The following is a 20,055-nucleotide window of genomic DNA, read 5'->3' as shown; positions in this document are numbered from 1 at the left end:
AGATGAGCCAGGGAGCGCGTGGCATCAGCTGGCTGATCACCGACTTCGTGAACAACGTGCCGGGCGTCGCGCACACCGTCGTGGTGTCGTCCGACGGCCTGCCGCTGGCCTTCTCGGAGGGTTTCCCCAAGGACCGGGCCGACCAGCTCGCCGCGGTCGCCTCGGGCGTGATCAGTTTGACGCAGGGCGCCGCGCGGGTCTTCGAGGGCGGCATGGTCACCCAGACCGTCATCGAGATGCAGCGCGGGCTGTTGATGATCATGTCCATCAGCGACGGGTCCTGTCTGGCCGTCCTCGCGGCTCCCGACTGTGACATGGGCCTCGTGGCGTACCAGATGACGCTGCTGGTCGAGCGCGCCGGTCAGGTGCTCACCCCGGCCGTACGCGCTGAGCTGCAAGCGGCCCGCCCCCGCTAGCGGGCGGTGACAGGAGATCATGGTGTCAGGTCAGGGTTGGGCTGGTGATAGCACTCCGCCGCATCCGGCGGCCCCTCGTCCGCAGAAGCCGAGTTCCCTGGTACGGCCCTATGCCGTGACCGGGGGGCGCACCGCGCCGCGGATGAAGTTCGCCATGGAGGCTTTGGTGTCCTCCGTGACGTCGGAATACCAAGACATTTCCCTACTGAGTCCGGAGTATCAGGCGATCATTCAGCTGACCCGGAACGTCCGGTCGGTTGCCGAGATCTCCGCCCTTTTACGCCAGCCCCTTGGTGTGGTCCGGGTGCTGATCGCCGACATGGCGTCGGAGGGCCTGATCCGCGTGCACCAGCCTGCGCTGGACGCGGGAAAGCCGGACCTCAACTTGCTCGAAAGGGTGCTCAGTGGACTTCGCAGGCTCTAGCCCCGGTCTGACCTCGACGAAGATCGTCGTGGCCGGGGGCTTCGGCGTGGGGAAGACGACGTTCGTGGGAGCGGTCTCGGAGATCCTGCCGCTCACCACGGAAGCGGTCATGACGGACGCCTCGGCCCACGTCGACGACGTCTCGCTCACGCCGAACAAGACGACCACGACCGTGGCGATGGACTTCGGACGTGTGTCGCTGGATCGCGACCTGATCCTCTACCTGTTCGGCACCCCCGGACAGCACCGGTTCTGGTTCATGTGGGACGACCTCGTGCGCGGCGCGATCGGCGCCGTCGTCCTGGTGGACACGCGCCGTCTGGCGGACAGCTTCCCCGCCATCGACTACTTCGAAGAGGCCAAGCTGCCCTTCGTCATCGGCATCAACGGCTGGGACGGCCAGTTCGCCCACGCGGAGGACGAGATCCGCGAGGCGCTGTCCGTCGGCGGGCACATCCCGATCGTCCGCCTCGACGCCCGCCAGCGCGACGCGGTGAAATCCACCCTGATCACGCTGGTGGAGCACGCGCTCACCCGCCACTCCCACACGCCGGTATAGCCCGACGCGCCCCGGGCGCGCGCACTCCGATCCGCGCGCGCCCACCGGCGCCACCTGCCTGTACGCCGTGTCCGACCCCGTCACCCGGCGCTGCACGATGGGCGCGGCCGGCCACCCGCCCCCGGCGGTCGTCATCCCGGACGGCGCGGTGACCGCAGCCGTGACCGCCGCGCCCGCGCGTCAGACGGTGGCGGCGTGGCCGCGCACCAGGCGGCCGACCTCGGCGCGAAGGTGCACGAAGTCGGGGTGCTCGCGGGTGGTGATCTGGTCGCGCGGCTCTGGCAGGTCGACCTTGAGGTCGCCGACCACGTGCGCCGGCGCCTTCGACAACACCACGACGCGGTCGCCGACGTAGACGCTCTCGTCGATGTCGTGGGTGATGAGCACGATCGTCATCTGGTGGTGGCCGCGCACCTTCAGCACGAGGTCTTCCAGGTCTTCGCGGGTCTGGGCGTCGACCGAGCCGAACGGCTCGTCCATGAGCATCAGCGAGGGCCGGTAGGCCAGCGCCCGCGCGATCGCCACCCGCTGCTGCATGCCGCCCGACAGCTGGAACGGGTACTTCTTCTCGGCGCCCTGGAGCCCGACCGACTCCAGCGCCTCCTGGGCGGCCTCGCGACGCTGCTGCTTGTCCATGCCGCGGCGGCGCAGCGGCAGGGCCACGTTGTCGGCCACCGACATCCACGGGAACAGCGAGCGGCTGTAGTCCTGGAAGACCACCGCCAGGTTGTCGGGGGTCTGCCGGACCAGCTCGCCCTCGACCCTGACCTCGCCGCCGGTCGGCCTGATCAGCCCGGCGATGGAGCGCAGCAGGGTCGACTTCCCGGCTCCCGACGGCCCGACGATGCACAGCAGCTCGCCCGCGGCGACGCTCAGGTTCAGCCCTTCGATGGCGTGGTGAGCGTTGGGGCCACCGCCGCCGTACACGTGGGAGAGGTTCTCAATCTCGAGCATGGATGTCCTAGGGGGCGAGGCCGCGAGCGGAGGACCGACTCGGGAAGCCGGAAATGTCGGTATGGCTCTACGGTGTCGGATCTTACCCTTGAGTCTTCGCGGCTGTCATGGGATGCGTACGCTCCACGACTCCCGCTCGTTCAGCGCCCGGACGTCGGCGTCGGAGATGCGCCGCTGCGCCCCGGCCATGGCGGCCAGCTCGGCCTCCGTCAGCACGTCGGCGATGTCGGCGAACCCGTCGGGCGCGCGCTCGGTCACCAGCCCGATCGTATCCTCGATGGGCAGCGCCCGATGCGCCACCACCAGCGCCGACGTGGGCGGACGCCGTTCCTCCTCGTACGCCTTGAGCGCCGTGACCGGGTCCCCGGACGTCGCCAGGCAGCGGGCCAGCACCCGCGCGTCGAGCACCGCCTGCGAGCCGCCGTTCGAGCCGATCGGGTACATCGGGTGCGCGGCGTCGCCCAGCAGCGTCACCCGGCCCTCTCCCCAGACGGGCAGCGGGTCCCGGTCCACCATCGGGTACTCCAGGATGCGCGGGGAGGCCGCGAGCAACCCCTGGACGTCGGCCGGCCGGTACCGCCAGCCGGCGAAGTGCGCGGCCACCTCCTCCAGCCGGCCGGCGCGCGACCAGTCGGCCTCCGCGACGACGCCGGGCTCGGCCACCTTGACCTCGGCCACCCAGTTGACCAGCCGGGGGTTGCGGGCCGAGATGTGATAGGTGACGAACTTCCCGGCCCGGTTGGAGCCGCCCACCAGCACGGTGGCGCCGTCCAGGACGCGGTCGGCCTCGGCCACCCCGCGCCACATCCTGATGCCGGCCCACAACAGCGGGTCGTCCGACGGGTGCAGCAGCGCCCGCACCGTGGACTGCACGCCGTCCGCGCCGACGAGCACGTCCACGCGTTCCTCCAGGAGCTCGCCGCCCTGCCGGAGCCGGACGAGGACCTCGTCACCGTCCTGCTCGAAGCCCTCCAGGCGGACGCCCGTCCGCACCGGGACGGCCCGCTGCTCGACTGCGGCCAGCAGCGCCATCTGCAGCTCGCCCCGGTGGATGCTGTACTGCGGCCAGCGGTAGCCGGCCGAGCGCCCGCGCGGCAGCGCCAGGATCACGTTGCCGTGCCGGTCGGCGAAGGTCATGAAGGTCGTCTCCCCGCCCAGCGCGGCCAGCTCGCCGGCCAGGCCCAGCTCGGTCAGCTCCCGCACGGCGTGCGGTTGCAGGTTGATCCCGACGCCGAGCGGCCTCAGCGTGGCGGCCGCCTCCACGACCACGCACTCCAGCCCGGCCGCCGCCAGGCTGAGCGCGGTGGTGAGCCCGCCGATCCCGGCGCCCACGACCATCGTCCGCACGTCGCCCCCAGTGGTCTCGATCCGGTCCCACGTGTCCCTGACGGGGAACATGACGATAAGTTTCTCGCCCTTTGCAGGCCGAAGACCAGACTTATCCCATTAACCTCGTTCCTATCTGGGTGTGAGGTGTGTGATGCGCGGATTCAGTGACGGGGAGTTCGCCTACCTGCTTGAGCACGACCTGGCGCGGCTGGCCACGGCGGGAGCCGGGGGAACGCCGCACGTCGTGCCCGTGCGCATCCATCTCCAGCCGGACCGCGGCATGATCGCGGTCGGCTCCCGCCTGCTGCCCGGCGGCGTGCGTCCCCGGCGGTACCGCCGGGACGTCAGGGACAACCCCGAGGTGTCGCTCGTCGTGGACGACTTCACCGAGGACGGGCCGCGCGGCGTCCTCGTCCAGGGGGTCGGGCGGGTCCACGCCAAGGGCGGCGAGCGGCTGAAACCCGGGTACGAGCCCGTATGGGTGGAGATCATGCCGCTGGCCGTCGCGTCGTGGGGCATCGACTCGGGCGCCTACGAGCCGCCGCGCAGCCGCCCGGTCGCCGCCGGCACGTTCACTGCTCCATGAGCCGCTGCGCGCCGAGGTGCCAGGCCAGCACCCGCCGCTCGGCCACCAGGAACAGCTCGTTGAGCAGGTAGCCCAGCACGCCGAGCAGCACGATCCCGGCCCACATCGCGGGCAGGTCGAACGTCGAGTACGCGGTGGTGAGCTGGAACCCGATGCCGTTGGAGGCCCCCGGCAGCAGCTCGGCGAAGACCATGACGATCAGCGACAACGACAGTGACAACCGCAGCCCGGCGAACATCTTCGGCAGCGCCGACGGCAGGACGACCCGCAGCAGGCGTTCGGTCCCCGACAGCCGGAACACCCGCCCGGTGTCCAGGTGCAGCGGATCGACCGCCCGCGCGCCGTCGGCGGTGTTGAGCAGCACCGGCCACACGACGCTGAACATGATGAACGCCAGCTGCATGCGCAGCCCGAAGCCGAACACCACCAGGAACACGGTGACCAGCGCGGGCGGCGGGATCGCGCGCAGGAACTGCAGCACGCCGTCGAGATAGTCGTAGACCCGCGCCGACAGCCCGAACGCCAGCCCGAGCACCACCCCGGCCACCGCCCCGCCCGCGAACCCGGCGGCCATCCGGCCCAGGCTCGGCAGGACGTCGTCCACCGCCGCGCCGGTCAGGAACAGGCTGCCGGGCGGGCCGGAGAACCACATCTGGTGCATCCGGGCCACGATCGTCGTCGGCGGCGGGAAGAACGAGCTGCCCGCCAGCCGCGTGCCCGCCTCCCAGGCCAGGACCAGCACGGCCAGCACGGCCACCCGGAACGCCGTGCCGCGCGTGCGGTCGCGCGCCGACGGACCGCGCCGGGCCCCGGTCACGACCCCTCCGTCAGCCGGGCGTGGTGCCAGCGGAAGGCACGCTGCTCGGCCGCCACCAGCAGCGCGTTGACCAGCACGCCGAACAGTCCCACCCAGAACACCCCGGCCAGGATGTCGGTCATCCTGGCCGGGACCGCGATCCCGGCGAAGAAGATGAACACGCCGATGCCCTCCCCGCGCCCGGCCACGATCTCGGTGCTGACGGTCAGGATGAGCGCCACGGACGCCGCCAGCCGCACGCCCGTGGTGATGAACGGCGCCGCCGACGGCAGGCTGACGCGCAGCAGCACCGACAGCGGGCCGAAGCCGTAGGAGCGCAGGGTCTCCTTGGCGACGGGGTCGACGCCGCGCAGGCCGTACATGGTGTTGTAGAGGATGGGCCACATGGCGGCGTAGAGCACGAGCGTGACGCGGAGCTGCAGGCCGGTGCCGATCACGAGGGCGACCAGCGGGATCAGCGCCACCGAGGGGATCGGCCGCAGGAACTCCACCACCGAGCGGGTGGCGGCGTCGATCACCGGCACGCTGCCGAGCAGCAGGCCGAGCGGCACCGCCACCAGCACCGCGAGGCCGAGCCCGAAGGCCCAGGCCAGCAGGCTGGTGCGGGCGTGGGTCAGGAAGGCCGGATCGGCGAGCAGCGCCAGGCCGCGCCCGACGATCCGCGTGGCCGGCGGCAGCACCTCGGCGTCCACCAGCCCCGACCGGCTCAGCAGCTCGACGAGGACGGCGAACCCGGCCGCCCCCGCCGCCCGGCGCGACCACCGCGTGGCGGCGCCGGCCGGACGGCGGACGACGCCCGTCGCGGTGCTGCTCACCCCGACGTCGTCGGCGACATCAACGTCTTGACGTCGATCTCCTTGCCCAGCCACTTGGCCTCCCACATCCAGTCGGCCACCCGCTGCAGCCGCACCGGGTTGTCGGAGCTGGAGAAGTAGGGGAAGGTGACCGTCGCCGCCGTGGACGCGTCGATCTGCGTGAAGTTCGGCAGCACCTTGGCCACCACCTCACGGTTGTTCTCCATCAGCTTGGCCGCGTTGTGGATGGCCCGCTGGAAGGCCGCCGCCGTCCTCGGGTTCTTGTCGTACCAGTCCTGGGTGCTGATGTATCCCGAGATCGGGAACTCCGCCGCCGGCCCGGAGGCCGGATCGAGGATCTTGCGCGCGCCCATCGACGAGGTCGCCGCGGTGACCTGCGGCTCGCCCAGGTAGGCGGCGTCGATCTGGCCGCTCTTCCACGAGGCCATGATGTTCTGGAACGTCACGGGGACGTACTTGATCGTGCCGGGGTCGATGTTGTTGGCCTTGAGCACCTGGGTGAGCGCGAGCTCCTGGAAGTTGTGCAGGACGTTGACGTTGATCGTCTTGCCCGCGAGGTCCTTCGGCGTCTTGATGGGGGAGTTGGGCAGCGCCATGATGCTGAGCGAGTCGGGGGCGGCCCGCGAGCCCTCGGCGAGCACGTGGATCTTGATCGCCCCCTTGTCGTGCGCCTGGAACATCGACACGTAGTTGCCGAACATGGCGTCGATCTCGCCGTTGACCAGCATGGGGATCGCCTCGGGGGCGGCCTGGACGACCTGCGGGGTGACGTCGAGACCCTCCTGCTCGAAGAGCTTCTGGTCGATGGCGACGTAGATGGCGGCACTGTCGATGGCGGGCAGGGTGGCGATCTTGAGCTTCGTCTTCTCCAAGGCGCCGCCGCCGCCGTTCGCGGAGGCGGAGGGTGGTGGTGCGCTGGCGGTGGTTGAGCCGCCGGTGCTGCACGCTACGGCGCCTAAAGTCACAGCGAACCCGATGATGGCGGCCTTGGCGGAGCGGCCAAGCCTCATGTCAGGGACTCCCTTCAAGACGTGGAGCCGGGGGGACCGGGTGGCTGAACTGCCCCCGGGGCTGAGTGCCTGACGAACAAGCAGGAATCGACCGTAGCACCACATTGGCAGTCATTATCAAGAAAATGACTCTTGTGGTTGCAATGTCCGTTTGCCGCTCTATCGTAAATAGAGGCGTGAGATGTCTTTGTCCGTTTTGGGAAAGAGGGTGGCGACCGAGGCGTCTGTTACTGGTGGGACTAGCTGACCTGGATCGTTCCGCGGGCAGAAAGAGGCTTGCGGAACACGTTTCGGCTGCCCGTTTTTGCAGGTAAACGGCGGTCTACCAATTTTGTCACAATTTTTGGACAATCCGGGATATAAGCCTCAGAGGGGCACTATAGGTGGTTGGTCCTGACCGGCACCTGTGCTCAAATGGCCCTCATCTCGATTGTACATATTGCCCCACGTGCATTTACCTGCATGGTCTTCGAGAATTCCCCTCCGGGGCGAGAGGTTGCGAGGCAAGTGAGAACGCAGAGCGCTGAAGCTTCCGCTGACCGCGAGCCGCACGGGCACCAGAAGCGACGGCTGCCCAAACCTGCTTCTAACAGGTTCGGATTGGGCAATTGGCACGTACGATCGCGCCTCGTGGCGTTGATCGTCGTGCCCACGGCTGTCGCGGTGGGCCTGGGCGGGCTGAACGTGATCACCTCCCTCAGGGACGCCGACACCTACCAGACACTCAGAGAGGTGGCCGAGCTCAGCGAGCAGCTCGGCGCCGTCACGCACGAACTGGCCTTCGAACGGGACGAGACCGCTCTCTACATCGCCCAAGGCCGTCCGGAGAGCCGCGCGGCCCAGCTCCGCACCACCTACAGCGGGGTCGACAACCTCATCGACGAGGCCAAGGTGCGGGCCGGCGCCCTCACCGACACCCACGCCGACTCCGTACGCCCGGTGCTGCGCCGCCTGGAGGAGATCCAGACCCTGCGCGACACCGCCGTCAAGGGCAAGATCCAGCCGCTGCCGATGATCCAGAAGTACTCCCAGATCATCGCCACCCTCCTGCAGTTCCACGACCAGGTGGGACAGGTCGCGGTGGACGACGACATCTCCCACAGCGCCAGCTCCATGGCGGCCATCGCGCGCGCGAAGGAGCAGGCGTCCAAGCAGCGCGGCATCCTGGCCAGCGCCCTGGACAAGAAGAGCTTCGACAGCGGCGAGCTCGACGCGCTCTCCGACGCCAAGGCGCGGGAGGAGAGCGAGGAGACCCTGTTCGCCACCCTCGCCAGCATCGACCAGCTGGAGCTCTACCGCGACACCGTGGTGGGCAGGGACGTCGACCAGACCGACCTGTTCCGGCTGCGGGCCATGGCCCAGTCCGTCGAGGCCAAGCCCCTGAGCATCGGCGTACGGCCGGACAAGGACGTCGGCACCTGGTTCGACGTCAGCACGGGCAAGATCGACGCCCTGCGCAGCGTGGAGAAGTCGCTGGCCTCCTCGGTCATCCTGCGTGCCCGCGCCCTGGAGGAGGCGGCCAACAGGTCGGCGCTGATCTCCGGCGTGCTCATCATGATCCTGCTGATCGTGGTGCTGATCATCATCACCTTCATCGCCCGCTCGCTCATCAGGCCGCTGCGCAGGCTGCGCCGCGAGGCCCTGGACATCGCCGGCAAACGCCTGCCGGAGACCGTGCGGGCACTCCGCGAGGCGGGTGACGGCAAGGTCGGGCCCGTCCCGCCGATCGGGGTGGACACCCACGACGAGATCGGCGAGGTGGCGCGCGCCTTCGACGAGGTCCACCGCGAGGCGGTCCGGCTGGCCGGCGAGGAGGCGCGGCTGCGCTCGAACGTCAACGCGATGTTCGTGAACCTGTCGCGGCGCAGTCAGACGCTGGTGGAGCGGCAGATCACCCTGATCGACGGTCTGGAGCAGGGTGAGCAGGACGAGCAGCGGCTGGGCAACCTGTTCAAGCTGGACCACCTGGCCACGCGTATGCGGCGCAACAGTGAGAACCTGCTGGTGCTGGCCGGTCAGGATCCGCCGCGGCGCTGGAGCCAGCCGGTCAAGCTGGTCGACGTGGCCCGCGCCTCCCTGTCGGAGGTCGAGAGCTACGAGCGCGTCGTGCTCCAGGTGCCCGACGGCGTGTCGGTGGCCGGCCAGGCCGTCAACGACGTCATCCACCTGCTGGCCGAGCTGGTGGAGAACGCGCTGTCGTTCTCGCCGCGCGAGACCCGGGTGGCGGTGTCGGGCAGCAGGATCGACGGCGGCGGCGTGATGTTGTCGATCACCGACTCCGGCATCGGCATGACCCCCGAGGAGCTGGCCCAGGCCAACGACCGCCTCACCGACTCGCCCAGCGTCGACGTGTCGGTCTCGCGGCGGATGGGCCTGTTCGTGGTCGCCAGGCTCGCCCACCGGCACGGCATCAGGGTGCAACTCCGTCCGCACAGCTCGGGCGGGCTGACCGCCATGGTGCTCGTCCCGGAGAACATGCTCGGCACGCAGCCGCCCGGGTTCGCGGGCATGCAGCCGGCGGCGGCCGAGAGCACGTCCGGGAGCGAGCCGTACGTGGGGCCGCACGCGGCGCCCCCGGCCACCGACTGGCCGCCGATCTCGGCTCCGCCCGAGGCCGACTGGCCCGCGGCCGCCTCCGCCGCGGGGGCCGACTGGCCGCCCGCGCCGCCCGCGCCGGGAGCCGACTGGCCGCAGGCGCCGCTCACACCGGCGGCCGACTGGCCGCAGGCGCCCCCGGCCGCCGGACAGGACTGGCCGCGACCCACCTACCAGATGGGCCCCGCGCACCCGTCGTACCCGTCGAACCCGGAGGCGGGGGGCAACTGGCCGCAGTGGCCGTCGGACGACGGCTGGCCCTCCGACCCGCACGGCGGCGGCTTCGACAGCCACGACATCTGGTCGCCGCCGCGCAACAACGGCGACCGCGGGCTGCCCAAGCGTCCCGCGGCCGAGCCGCCGCCACCCTGGAAGCAGGACGGCCTCCAGCGTCCGCGGCCCGACTTCCCCGAGACCGAGTCGGCGGCCACCGGCCCGATCCCGCCCGTGCCGCCCGCCTCCGCCGGGGACGACTACCTGCCGATCTTCGCCGCCGTCGAGTCGGCCTGGTTCGGGCGCGACGAGGGCGGCTGGGGCTCGACGAAGGCCGACGCCGGCTGGAGCGCCGCCGAGGCGGTGGCCGAGCCGGCCCGCGACGGCACGACCGCGGCCGGCCTGCCCAAACGGGTGCCCAAGGCGAACCTGGTGCCGGGCTCGGCCGACACCTCCGCCTCGCCCAAGGGCGTGTCCCCGATGCCCTCGGTCTCGCCGGACCGGGTGCGGAACAGGTTGTCCAGCTTCCAGCAGGGCTTCCGGGCGGCCCGCGACGACATCACCGGGGGCAAGGCGTTCCAGCCGGGCCCTCGCGGCTCCTACAACGGTGAAGCCCACAACAGTGAAAGAGAGGAGGGCGCATGAACGACCTGAGCCACGCGGCGCGCGGAGTCGACTGGTTGATCACCGACTTCGTCAGCACGGTCCCCGGTGTGGCACATGCGGTGGTCGTCTCGTCCGACGGGTTGCCGCTTGCGGCCTCGTCGGGTTTTCCGGCTGACCGGGCCGACCAGCTGGCCGCCATCGCGTCGGGGCTGGTGAGCCTGACGCAGGGTGCGGCCAGGGTGTTCGAGGGTGGTGCGGTCAACCAGACGATCGTGGAGATGCAGCGCGGGCTGATGCTGATCATGTCGATCAGCGACGGCTCGTGCCTGGCGGTGCTGGCGGCTCCGGACTGTGACATGGGGCTGGTGGCGTACCAGATGACTCTGATGGTGGATCGCGCCGGTCAGGTGCTGACCCCGGCTGTGCGGGCCGAGTTGCGCGCCAGCCAGACCAGGTGATGTAGGTGACGGACCAGAGATGGAACAGCGGCGGCTGGGCGCCTCCGCCCAAGCCACAGCCCCAGTCGCAGCTGCACCCCGACCCCGCCTCGCCCGTCCGCCCGTACGCGGTGACGGGTGGGCGGACGGCGCCCAGGGTCAAACTGGCGATGGAGGCCCTGGTGTCGTCGGCAACGGCCGAGCACCGGGAGTTCTCGCACATCACGCCGGAGTACCAGGCGATCAGCCAGCTCTGCAGGCAGGTCCGGTCCGTGGCCGAGGTGTCGGCGCTGCTGCGGATACCGCTGGGCGTGGTGCGTGTTCTGATCGCCGACATGGCGGCCGAGGGCCTGGTCCGCGTGCATCAGCCACAGCTGGACGCCGGCAGGCCGGACGTTAATCTGCTCGAAAGGGTGCTCAGTGGACTTCGCAGGCTCTAGCCCCGGCTTGACTTCAACGAAGATCGTGGTGGCCGGCGGTTTCGGGGTGGGCAAGACGACGTTCGTCGGCGCGGTCTCGGAGATCATGCCGTTGACCACCGAGGCGGTGATGACCGACGCCTCCGCGGGGATCGACGACCTGGGCATGACGCCCCTGAAGTCGACCACGACCGTCGCGATGGACTTCGGCCGCGTCTCGCTCGACCGTGACCTGATCCTCTACCTGTTCGGCACGCCGGGCCAGCACCGGTTCTGGTTCATGTGGGACGACCTGGTGCGCGGCGCGATCGGCGCGGTCGTGCTGGTGGACACCCGCCGCCTGGCCGACAGCTTCCCCGCGATCGACTACTTCGAGGAGGCGCAGCTGCCGTTCGTGGTGGGCGTCAACGGCTGGGACGGCCAGTACCCGCACAGCGACGCCGAGGTCCGCGACGCCCTCACGCTGGCCCCCCACATCCCGCTCGTCCGGCTGGACGCGCGCTCCAAGGACGCCGTCAAGAGCGCGCTGATCCACCTGGTCGAGCACGCTCTGTCGATCAGGATGGCGGTGCCGGGCTGGAGCGGCGGCAGCTGATCCGGCCCGCCGCCGCCCCTCGCGCTCAGCGGGGCCGCGCCTCGATGAGGCTGGCTCCCGAGCCCAGCTCGACGACCTCGGCCAGGCGCAGGTCCGCCCGGTCGAGCAGTGCCGTGTACTCCTCCCGGCTGCGCTCGGCGCCGCCGTCGAAGATCGCCAGCATCCGCATGTCGATGTCCTTGCCCAGGTGCGGCGCCTCGTCGTCGGGCAGCACCACCTCCAGCACCAGGACGCGGCCGCCGGGGTTCATCGCCCGGCGGACGTTGCGCAGGATCGTGACCGCGTCCTCGTCGTCCCAGTTGTGCAGGACGCTGGCCAGCAGGTAGACGTCGCCGCCCGCCGGGACCTCGGTGAAGAAGTCGCCGGTGACGACCTCGCTCCGCTCGCCCAGCCCCTCGGCGGCCAGCAGCTCCCTGGCCCGGTCGGCCACGTGCTCCAGGTCGAACAGGATGCCGCGCATGTCCGGGTTGGCGTGCAGGACCGTGGCCAGGATGTGGCCCTTGCCGCCGGCCACGTCCACCATGGTCGCGGTGGCCGGGAAGTCGTACCGCTTGGCCAGGCCCTCGGTGAAGGGGATCGCGCGGGCGGTCATGTAGTCGTCGAACAGCTTGCCCGCTCCGGGGTTGGCCGCCAGGTAGTCGTACAGGTGGCCGTAGCGGGCGGCGAAGGCCGAGCCGCCGTCGCGGACGGTCGCGGGCAGGTTGCCCATGGCGTGCCAGAAGCCCTCCTCGCCGAGCATCCTGATCGACGAGCGCACCGAGTCGGGCACGTCCGACCGCAGCGCCGTGCCGCGCTCGGTCAGGTCGAACGTGTCCGGCCCGGCGCCGCGGACCACGCCCATCCCGGCCAGCTCGCGCAGCACGCGGCGCAGCCGGGGGACGTCGGCCTCGCAGCGGGCGGCCAGGTCGGCGGTGGTGAGCGGACCGTGGGCGAGATGGTCGGCCAGGCCGAGCTCCGCCATGGTGAGCAGAGCGGCGAAGCGCGAGATGTCGGCCACGGCCCCCCAAAGGAGGTCATCCGAGTGGGGCATGGGGTCCTTCCAGAAGTCAGACGTTGCGGTTGGCCTGCCGGTGCCACACCAGCAGGCGGCGCTCGGCCAGCACGAACAGCGAGTTCACCAGGTAGCCGAGGATGCCGAGCAGGGCGATCGCGGCCCACACGCCGGGCCCGTCGAAGCTGCGCTGGGCCTGCAGCAGCTGGTAGCCGATGCCGTCCGTGCTGCCGAACAGCTCGGAGATCACCATGAGGATCAGCGCCAGCGACAGGCTCAGCCGCAGCCCGGCGAAGATCTTCGGCGAGGCGGCGGGGAGCACGACGACGCGCAGGTGCTGTGCCTTGGACAGGCCGAACACGGTGGCGGTCTCGGTGTAGGTGCGGTCCACGGCCCGGACGCCCTCGATCGTGTTGAGCAGCACCGGCCAGATCACGCCGAACACGATCGTGGCGAGCTGCATGCCGAGCTGCGCGTACTCGGTGCGCGCGAACAGCGCGACGAACAGCGGCAGCAGCAGCGGCGGCGGGATCGCCCGGCCGAACTCGAACAGCGCGTCCACGTAGTCGGTGGCCGCCTTGGAACGGCCGAGCGCCACGCCGAGCAGCACCCCGAGCAGCGAGGCCAGGATCCAGCCGCTGAACATGCGGCCGAGGCTGGGCAGGATGTTGCCGATCGCGTCTTCGGTGAGGAACAGGTGGGAGACGGGCCCGGAGAACCACATCTGGTACATGCTGGTGACGATGGTGAGCGGCGGCGGGAAGTCGCTGTCGTCGATCAGCCGCCCGAGCAGCTCCCAGACGACCAGCACGACCGGCACCACCCACAGCCTGGACAGCCGCCTCACGACTCCGACGCTCCCATCCGGACGCGGTGCCAGCGGAACAGCCGCCGCTCGCCGGCCAGCAGGACGAGGTTCGCGAACACCCCGAACGCCCCGGCCCAGAACGTCGCCGCCATGATCAGGTCCATCCGGTTGCCGCTGCCCGCCTGGATCGTGTAGACGCCGATCCCGGCCGTGCCGCCGGCCAGCAGCTCGGCGCTGACCGCGAGCACGAGCGCGATGCCGGCCGCGATCCTGATGCCGGTCGCGACGAAGGGCGCGGCGCTCGGCAGGCTGACCCGGGCCAGCACGGCCAGGCGGCCGAAGCCGAAGCTGCGCAGCGACTCCTTGGCCAGCGGGTCCACGTCCTGCATGCCGTACAGGGTGTTGATCAGGATCGGCCACATGGACGCGTACACGATGACCGAGACCTTCATCAGGCCGTCCACCGGGATCAGCAGGATCGCCAGCGGGATGATCGCCACCGAGGGGATCGGGCGCATGAACTCCAGCAGCGGCCGGATCGCCCGCTCCACCGGCGGCACCGCCCCCAGCAGCACGCCCAGCGGCACGGCCACGACGATGGCGGCGAGCAGGCCGAGCGCCCAGTTGGTGAGGGTGGTGACCAGGCCCTCCGTGAACACCGGGTCGGCGAGCAGGCGCACGGCTTCGTACAGGATGACGGAGGGCGCCGGGAAGATCACGCCGTCGCTCAGTGCGAAGCGGATGACCAGCTCACCGGCGATGAGGAACCCCGCGGCGCCGGCGGCGCCGCGGAGCAGACGCGCGGTGTTCATCAGCTTGCAGGGGCGGCGATGACCGACTTCACGTCGACCGGGCTGGTGAGGTACTTGTACTCCAGCATCAGGTCGGCGACCTTCTGCAGCCGGTTCTCGTTCAGCTCGCTCGGGTACGTGCCGAGCGTGATCACCGAGGCCGTCTTGGCGTCGATCTTGGTGTACTTCGGCAGCGTCTCCTCGATGACCTTGCGGTCACTGGAGGCGAGCTGCTGCGCCTTGGCGATGGCCCGCTGGAAGGCGGCCAGCGTCTTCGGGTACTTCTGCACCCAGTCCTCGGTGGCCATCCAGCCGGCGATGGGGAAGTCCTCCGTCTGGCCGGTCATGGTGTCGGCGAGCTTGCGGAAGCCGAAGGCGCTCTGGTTGGCGGTGATGAACGGCTCGGTCATCCAGCCCGCGTCCGCCTGCGCGGAGTTGATCGCGTTGCCCTGCTCAGGGAACGGCTTCTCCACGAACTTGACGTCGGACTCGGTCAGACCGGCGACCTTGAGCTGCGTCTCCACGGCCAGGGTGGCGATGTTCCTGAGGTTGTTGACGTAGATCGTCTTGTCCTTCAGGTCCGCCACCGTCTTGATGGGGGAGTCCTTGGGCACCATGATGTTGAACGTGTTCGGCGCGGCCTGGTACATGTCCGCGACCAGCTTGATCTTCTTGCCCTTGCTCACCGCGAGGAAGGTCGAGACGTAGTTGGTCTGCGAGATGTCGAGCGCGCCGCTCTCGATCTGCGGCAGCGCCGCCGCGCCACCGGTGATGGTGACCGGCTCGACGGTCAGTCCCTCTTCCTTGAAGAAGCCCTTTTCGTTGGCAAGATAGACCGACACAACGTCGGGCACGGGGAGGGCGCCGACCTTGATGGTGGTCTTCTCCAGGCCCTTGCTGTTGGCCGAGCTCTTCGCGGTCTCGCCGCTGCCTCCGCCGCAGCCGGCAAGGGTGAGCGCCAGAGCCACGCCGACGACAATGGCGTGACCGCGCATAGTGCGTGTCATGGGGGGTTCTCCTACCAGGGGGAAGTTCCGGAGATCGGCACGGGATGCCGGGCGTGAAGCGTACCGGAGCCGACTTCGGATCTACAGCGCTATGCCGCGTATATGTTGGTTTATCGCGAAAATATGACAAATCGGCGCTATAGATGTAAATCTGAAGATTAAGTATGTTTAGTGGCGATATGTCCGTATTGGGACGGTGGTTGCGCTCCGTGTGCACTGGTATGCGACGTGAAGGGAGTGCGATGTGGAACGGTTGAAAACCACCGAAACGTTGGCCTAAGTATGAGGTTTGTGCTCAAATTGGGCCTCGAACTTGCCTGCGATCACTCGTCCGCGTGACGAAGCCGCTGATTCCCCCTGAAGCAGGCCATGGCGAGAGGTTGCCACCAGTGAGGACAACAACGACCGGATCCGGTCGTGGCAGGGCTCCGGACGCCCCGGAAAAGGCCGCGGACGGCGAGGTGCAGCAGGCCCACCCGCCCAAGGCGGGCAGCCCGTTCGCCCTGCGCAACTGGCGCGTGCGTACCCGCCTCATCGCCCTCATCGCCATTCCCACCCTCGTCGCCGTCGTCCTCGGCGCCCTGCGGGTCACGACGTCGATCAACAGCGCCCAGCAGTACCAGGACATCAGCAGCGTGGGGACCCTGGTCGCACAGCTCGGCGAGCTCTCCCGCGACCTCGGGCTCGAACGCGACCTGGCCACCCGCCACGTCGCCACCAACCGCGGAGCCTCCGACGAGCAGCGGTTGAAGAGCCAGCACGAGATCGTCGACAAGCGCATCGCCAGCACCCTTGAGGCGGGGAAGAAGTCCGAAACGTCGCTGTCCGACCTCGGCAAGAAGTCCCTCGACCACATCCGGATCCGGCTCGGCCAGATCCCCACGATGCGCAAGGCCGTCGCCGAGACCAAGCTCGGCCCGCTGCCCACCAGCGAGAAGTACTCCGAGGTCATCGCCGAGCTGCTGCAGCTCTACGACGAGCTCGGCCAGGGCTCCACGGACGAGGAGATCATCGCCACCAGCGCGGCCCTGCGCGCCGTCGCCCGCGCCGAGGAGGAGGCCTCCAAGCAGCGCGGCCTGCTGACCAGCGCCCTGATCAGAGGTTCGTTCGAGGAGCCGGAGTACAACGCCTTCCTCGACGCCCGCTCCCGCCGCAACAGCGAGCGCGACTCCTTCCGCGCCGTCGCCACGCCCGCGCAGCGCCAGTTCTACGACAACACCGTCGCCAGCCTGAAGATCGGCCGCGCCGAGTTCTACGCCAGCCGTGCGGTGCTGCTGCACAACGCCAATGATTCACTGCGCCGGCTCGACACCTCGACCAGGGACGACACCGACCAGTGGTTCCAGTCCATCACCGAGACCGTCGAGCGCCTGCACACCGTGCAGAAGTCGCTGTCGGAGCAGATCGCCACCCGAAGCGCCGACATCGCCAGCAGCGACCGGCAGCTCGCCGCGATCAACATCGGCGTCGTGGTGGGCCTGCTCGTCCTGGTCCTCGCGATCACCGCCCTGATGGCCGGCTCGCTGGTACGCCCGCTGCGCCGCCTGCGCTCGGACGCCCTGAAGATCGCCGGCCAGACGCTGCCCGACCTGGTCAGGCAGCTGCGCAACACCGACGTCAGCCCGGAACAGCTCCAGGTCCCGCCGATCGAGGTCAACTCCAGGGACGAGATCGGTGAAGTCGCCCGCGCCTTCGACGAGGTCCACCGCGAAGCCGTCCGGCTGGCCGGCGAGGAGTCCAGGCTCCGCTCGAACGTCAACGCGATGTTCGTGAACCTGTCGCGCCGCAGTCAGACGCTGGTGGAGCGGCAGATCACCCTGATCGACGGTCTGGAGCAGGGTGAGCAGGACGAGCAGCGGCTGGGCAACCTGTTCAAGCTGGACCACCTGGCCACGCGTATGCGGCGCAACAGTGAGAACCTGCTGGTGCTGGCCGGTCAGGATCCGCCGCGGCGCTGGAGCCAGCCGGTCAAGCTGGTCGACGTGGCCCGCGCCTCCCTGTCGGAGGTCGAGAACTACGAGCGGGTCGTCCTGGAGGTGCCCGAGGGCGTCTCCATCGCCGGCCAGGCCGTCAACGACGTCATCCACCTGCTGGCCGAGCTCATCGAGAACGCGCTGTCGTTCTCCCCGCGCGAGACCCGCGTCCCCGTCTCCGGCAGCAGGATCGACGGCGGCGGGATCATGCTCTCCATCAGCGACTCCGGCATCGGCATGACCGGCGACGAGCTGGTCCAGGCCAACGAGCGCCTGACCGACGCCCCCACCGTGGACGTGTCGGTCTCCCGCCGCATGGGCCTGTTCGTGGTCGCCAGGCTGGCCCACCGGCACGGCATCAGGGTGCAGCTGCGCCCGCACGGCTCCGGCGGCCTGACCGCCATGGTCCTCATCCCCGAGACGCTGCTCGGCGCGCAGCCCGCCGCGGTCGCCGGCGCGGGCGGCAACACCGCCGCCACGACCGCCCGCGAGGACGCCTTCGCCGCCTCCCAGCCCGCCGCCGGGAGCCAGCAGTGGCCCGGCGCCTCGGGCGGCTTCGGGCTCGTCCCCGGGCACCCGTCCTACCCGTCGTACCCGTCCGAGCCGGCCGGCGGGTCGTGGCCGTCGATGCCGAACTCGCTGCCGTCGTCCATGCCGTCCGCGATGCCGCAGTGGCCCTCGACGGAGTCGACGAACACCGGCTCCGACTGGCTGCCGGACTCGTCGTCCGACGTCTGGGTGTCCTCGCGCGGGCCGGTCACCGGGGAGCACGCGCCGCCGCAGCGCGGCCTGCCCCCCGAGGAGCCCCGCCCCTGGTCGGCTCCGCCGCAGGAGACGTCGCCCGCGTCCAAGTACGACTACCCCGAGACCGAGTCGGCGGCGACCGGCCCGATCCCCGTCGTCAAGCCCGCCTCCGGCGGGGACGAATACCTGCCGATATTCGCCGCGGTGGAGTCGGCCTGGTTCGACCAGGGCGAGCCGAGCGCCACCTGGGGCTCGGCCAAGGCCGACGCCGGCTGGAACGCGGCGGCGTCCGTGGTGGAGCCCGTACGCGACGGCTCGACGGCGGCCGGGCTGCCCAAGCGGGTGCCCAAGGCCAACCTGGTGCCCGGATCGGCGGACACGGCGTCCGCGCCCAAGGGCGTGGCTCCCATGCCGTCGGTCTCGCCCGACCGGGTGCGCAGCAGGTTGTCGAGCTTCCAACAGGGCTTCCGAGCAGCGCGTGACGACATCAGCGAGGGCAGGACATACCAATCCGGCCCGAGGAACGACAGTAGGGAGGAGGGCGCGTGAATGACCTGAGCCACTCGGCGCGCGGAGTCGACTGGTTGATCACCGACTTCGTCAGTACCGTCCCGGGGGTCGCGCACGCGGTGGTCGTGTCATCCGACGGCTTGCCGCTCGCGGCTTCGTCGGGTTTTCCGGCTGACCGGGCCGATCAACTGGCCGCCATCGCGTCGGGACTGGTGAGTCTCACGCAGGGCGCGGCCAGGGTGTTCGAGGGTGGTGCGGTCAACCAGACGATCGTGGAGATGCAGCGCGGGCTGATGCTGATCATGTCGATCAGCGACGGCTCGTGCCTGGCGGTCCTGGCTGCTCCCGACTGTGACATGGGGCTGGTGGCGTACCAGATGACCTTGATGGTGGACCGCGCCGGTCAGGTGCTGACCCCGGCGGTGCGCGCGGAGCTGCGCGCCAGCCAGACCAGGTGATGTAGGTGACGGATTCCTGGAACAGCGGTGGTTGGGAGCCCCAGCCGCCGGTCAGCTCGGACCCGGCCTCGCCGGTGCGCCCGTACGCGGTGACGGGCGGGCGTACCGCGCCCAAGGTCAAGCTGGCCATGGAGGCCCTGGTCTCGTCGGCTACGGCCGAACACCGGGAGTTCTCCCACATCACCCCCGAGTACAAGGCGATCAGCCAGCTCTGCCGTCAGGTGCGTTCGGTCGCCGAGGTGTCGGCGCTGCTGCGGATCCCGCTCGGTGTGGTGCGTGTTCTGATCGCTGACATGGCGGCCGAGGGCCTGGTTCGGGTGCATCAGCCGCAGCTGGATGCGGGTAGGCCGGACGTCAACCTGCTGGAAAGGGTGCTCAGTGGACTTCGCAGGCTCTAGCCCCGGTCTGACCTCGACGAAGATCGTGGTGGCCGGCGGCTTCGGCGTGGGCAAGACGACGTTCGTCGGCGCGGTCTCGGAGATCATGCCGCTCACGACGGAGGCCGTCATGACCGACGCCTCCGCGGGCATCGACGACCTGGGCATGACGCCGCTGAAGTCGACCACGACCGTCGCGATGGACTTCGGCCGCGTCTCGCTCGACCGCGACCTGATCCTCTATCTGTTCGGCACGCCCGGACAGCACCGGTTCTGGTTCATGTGGGACGACCTCGTGCGCGGCGCCATCGGCGCCGTCGTCCTGGTCGACACCCGCCGCCTGGCCGACAGCTTCCCCGCGATCGACTATTTCGAGGAGGCGCAACTCCCCTTCATCGTGGGGATCAACGGCTGGGACGGCACGTACGCCCACAGCGACGCCGAGGTCCGCGACGCCCTCACGCTGGCCCCCCACATCCCGCTGGTGCGTCTCGACGCCCGCCAGAAGGACTCGGTCAAAAGCGCTCTGATCAACCTCGTCGAGCACGCGTTGACCGTCCGGATGGCCGTGCCAGGCTGGAGCGGCTAGGAGAGCGGATAGGCTGAAGTCTTAGACGTACA

21 protein-coding genes and 1 pseudogene are annotated in these 20,055 nt (G+C 69.9%); 13 read left to right on the top strand and 9 right to left on the bottom strand.

The window, feature by feature from the left end; genetic code table 11:
- The first annotated feature begins 2 nt into the window (after positions 1 to 2).
- The 4 genes and pseudogenes from AB0J46_RS00565 to AB0J46_RS00550 form a co-directional block, all read left to right on the top strand.
- On the top strand, positions 3 to 416 hold the full coding sequence (locus AB0J46_RS00565) for a roadblock/LC7 domain-containing protein (RefSeq protein WP_201760494.1): 414 nt from the start codon (positions 3 to 5) through the stop codon (positions 414 to 416).
- 19 nt (positions 417 to 435) lie between these two features.
- Positions 436 to 840, top strand: a complete 405-nt coding sequence (locus AB0J46_RS00560; RefSeq protein ID WP_055507219.1) for a DUF742 domain-containing protein — start codon at positions 436 to 438, stop codon at positions 838 to 840.
- A 7-nt stretch (positions 841 to 847) separates the two neighbouring features.
- The gene (locus AB0J46_RS00555; protein ID WP_352350489.1) at positions 848 to 1,399 is read left to right on the top strand and encodes an ATP/GTP-binding protein; all 552 of its coding nucleotides are present in this window, start codon (positions 848 to 850) and stop codon (positions 1,397 to 1,399) included.
- A 55-nt stretch (positions 1,400 to 1,454) separates the two neighbouring features.
- Positions 1,455 to 1,541: pseudogene (locus tag AB0J46_RS00550) on the top strand (hypothetical protein); the annotation flags it as partial.
- Between the two features lie 38 nt (positions 1,542 to 1,579).
- Here the strand turns inward: AB0J46_RS00550 and AB0J46_RS00545 are convergent.
- Together AB0J46_RS00545 and AB0J46_RS00540 are read right to left on the bottom strand one after the other, a co-directional pair.
- Complete coding sequence (locus tag AB0J46_RS00545) at positions 1,580 to 2,353, bottom strand: ABC transporter ATP-binding protein (RefSeq protein WP_357971191.1); 774 nt, start codon at positions 2,351 to 2,353, stop codon at positions 1,580 to 1,582.
- 105 nt (positions 2,354 to 2,458) lie between these two features.
- On the bottom strand, positions 2,459 to 3,751 hold the full coding sequence (locus tag AB0J46_RS00540) for a flavin-dependent oxidoreductase (protein ID WP_364324480.1): 1,293 nt from the start codon (positions 3,749 to 3,751) through the stop codon (positions 2,459 to 2,461).
- Between the two features lie 82 nt (positions 3,752 to 3,833).
- Here AB0J46_RS00540 and AB0J46_RS00535 point away from each other — a divergent pair, with 82 nt between their 5' ends.
- Positions 3,834 to 4,268: a pyridoxamine 5'-phosphate oxidase family protein gene (locus AB0J46_RS00535; RefSeq protein ID WP_364324477.1), complete on the top strand. Its 435-nt coding sequence runs from the start codon at positions 3,834 to 3,836 to the stop codon at positions 4,266 to 4,268.
- Here AB0J46_RS00535 and AB0J46_RS00530 read toward each other — a convergent pair.
- The 3 genes from AB0J46_RS00530 to AB0J46_RS00520 are packed head-to-tail and all read right to left on the bottom strand — an operon-like array spanning position 4,255 to position 6,772.
- The gene (locus AB0J46_RS00530) at positions 4,255 to 5,085 is read right to left on the bottom strand and encodes an ABC transporter permease subunit (protein WP_364324474.1); all 831 of its coding nucleotides are present in this window, start codon (positions 5,083 to 5,085) and stop codon (positions 4,255 to 4,257) included. The two genes, AB0J46_RS00535 and AB0J46_RS00530, sit on opposite strands and share 14 nt — an antisense overlap.
- On the bottom strand, positions 5,082 to 5,900 hold the full coding sequence (locus AB0J46_RS00525) for an ABC transporter permease subunit (RefSeq protein WP_358283717.1): 819 nt from the start codon (positions 5,898 to 5,900) through the stop codon (positions 5,082 to 5,084). Before AB0J46_RS00525 ends, AB0J46_RS00530 begins: the two co-directional genes overlap by 4 nt.
- Positions 5,897 to 6,772, bottom strand: a complete 876-nt coding sequence (locus tag AB0J46_RS00520) for an ABC transporter substrate-binding protein (protein ID WP_358283719.1) — start codon at positions 6,770 to 6,772, stop codon at positions 5,897 to 5,899. Before AB0J46_RS00520 ends, AB0J46_RS00525 begins: the two co-directional genes overlap by 4 nt.
- 768 nt (positions 6,773 to 7,540) lie before the next feature.
- Here AB0J46_RS00520 and AB0J46_RS00515 point away from each other — a divergent pair.
- The 4 genes from AB0J46_RS00515 (at position 7,541) to AB0J46_RS00500 (ending at position 11,775) form a co-directional block, all read left to right on the top strand.
- Positions 7,541 to 10,363 (top strand): nitrate- and nitrite sensing domain-containing protein, encoded by a 2,823-nt coding sequence (locus tag AB0J46_RS00515; protein ID WP_364324470.1) that lies wholly within the window; start codon positions 7,541 to 7,543, stop codon positions 10,361 to 10,363.
- Positions 10,360 to 10,782, top strand: a complete 423-nt coding sequence (locus tag AB0J46_RS00510) for a roadblock/LC7 domain-containing protein (RefSeq protein WP_020546542.1) — start codon at positions 10,360 to 10,362, stop codon at positions 10,780 to 10,782. The genes AB0J46_RS00515 and AB0J46_RS00510 overlap by 4 nt, the downstream gene beginning before the upstream one ends.
- 71 nt (positions 10,783 to 10,853) lie before the next feature.
- Positions 10,854 to 11,201 (top strand): DUF742 domain-containing protein, encoded by a 348-nt coding sequence (locus AB0J46_RS00505; protein ID WP_352350491.1) that lies wholly within the window; start codon positions 10,854 to 10,856, stop codon positions 11,199 to 11,201.
- 7 nt (positions 11,202 to 11,208) lie between these two features.
- The gene (locus AB0J46_RS00500) at positions 11,209 to 11,775 is read left to right on the top strand and encodes an ATP/GTP-binding protein (RefSeq protein WP_358283723.1); all 567 of its coding nucleotides are present in this window, start codon (positions 11,209 to 11,211) and stop codon (positions 11,773 to 11,775) included.
- 25 nt (positions 11,776 to 11,800) lie between these two features.
- Here the strand turns inward: AB0J46_RS00500 and AB0J46_RS00495 are convergent, their stop codons facing one another.
- From AB0J46_RS00495 to AB0J46_RS00480, 4 genes are read right to left on the bottom strand one after another with little or no spacing between them, the layout of a single operon-like run.
- Positions 11,801 to 12,805, bottom strand: a complete 1,005-nt coding sequence (locus tag AB0J46_RS00495) for a methyltransferase (RefSeq protein ID WP_364324467.1) — start codon at positions 12,803 to 12,805, stop codon at positions 11,801 to 11,803.
- Positions 12,806 to 12,821: 16 nt separating this feature from the next.
- Positions 12,822 to 13,613: an ABC transporter permease subunit gene (locus tag AB0J46_RS00490; RefSeq protein WP_364324464.1), complete on the bottom strand. Its 792-nt coding sequence runs from the start codon at positions 13,611 to 13,613 to the stop codon at positions 12,822 to 12,824.
- On the bottom strand, positions 13,610 to 14,386 hold the full coding sequence (locus AB0J46_RS00485) for an ABC transporter permease (RefSeq protein ID WP_358283732.1): 777 nt from the start codon (positions 14,384 to 14,386) through the stop codon (positions 13,610 to 13,612). The genes AB0J46_RS00490 and AB0J46_RS00485 overlap by 4 nt, the downstream gene beginning before the upstream one ends.
- Complete coding sequence (locus AB0J46_RS00480) at positions 14,386 to 15,372, bottom strand: ABC transporter substrate-binding protein (RefSeq protein ID WP_358283734.1); 987 nt, start codon at positions 15,370 to 15,372, stop codon at positions 14,386 to 14,388. Before AB0J46_RS00480 ends, AB0J46_RS00485 begins: the two co-directional genes overlap by 1 nt.
- 389 nt (positions 15,373 to 15,761) lie before the next feature.
- Between AB0J46_RS00480 and AB0J46_RS00475 the strand changes: the two genes are divergently transcribed.
- From AB0J46_RS00475 to AB0J46_RS00460, 4 genes are read left to right on the top strand one after another with little or no spacing between them, the layout of a single operon-like run.
- A complete protein-coding gene (locus tag AB0J46_RS00475) occupies positions 15,762 to 18,638 on the top strand; it encodes a nitrate- and nitrite sensing domain-containing protein (RefSeq protein ID WP_364324460.1) in 2,877 nt (958 codons plus the stop codon).
- Entirely contained in the window at positions 18,635 to 19,057 is a 423-nt protein-coding gene (locus tag AB0J46_RS00470) for a roadblock/LC7 domain-containing protein (RefSeq protein WP_352350301.1), read from the top strand. Before AB0J46_RS00475 ends, AB0J46_RS00470 begins: the two co-directional genes overlap by 4 nt.
- Positions 19,058 to 19,062: 5 nt before the next feature.
- Positions 19,063 to 19,455, top strand: coding sequence for a DUF742 domain-containing protein (locus tag AB0J46_RS00465; protein WP_352350303.1), 393 nt, complete (start codon positions 19,063 to 19,065; stop codon positions 19,453 to 19,455).
- A gap of 7 nt (positions 19,456 to 19,462) precedes the next feature.
- A complete protein-coding gene (locus AB0J46_RS00460) occupies positions 19,463 to 20,023 on the top strand; it encodes an ATP/GTP-binding protein (protein WP_352350493.1) in 561 nt (186 codons plus the stop codon).
- The last annotated feature ends 32 nt before the right edge of the window (positions 20,024 to 20,055 follow it).

The sequence above is a fragment of the Nonomuraea sp. NPDC049758 genome (assembly GCF_040674635.1).
In the GTDB taxonomy this organism is placed as follows: domain Bacteria; phylum Actinomycetota; class Actinomycetes; order Streptosporangiales; family Streptosporangiaceae; genus Nonomuraea.
This window is presented reverse-complemented; position numbering and strand designations above follow the sequence as displayed.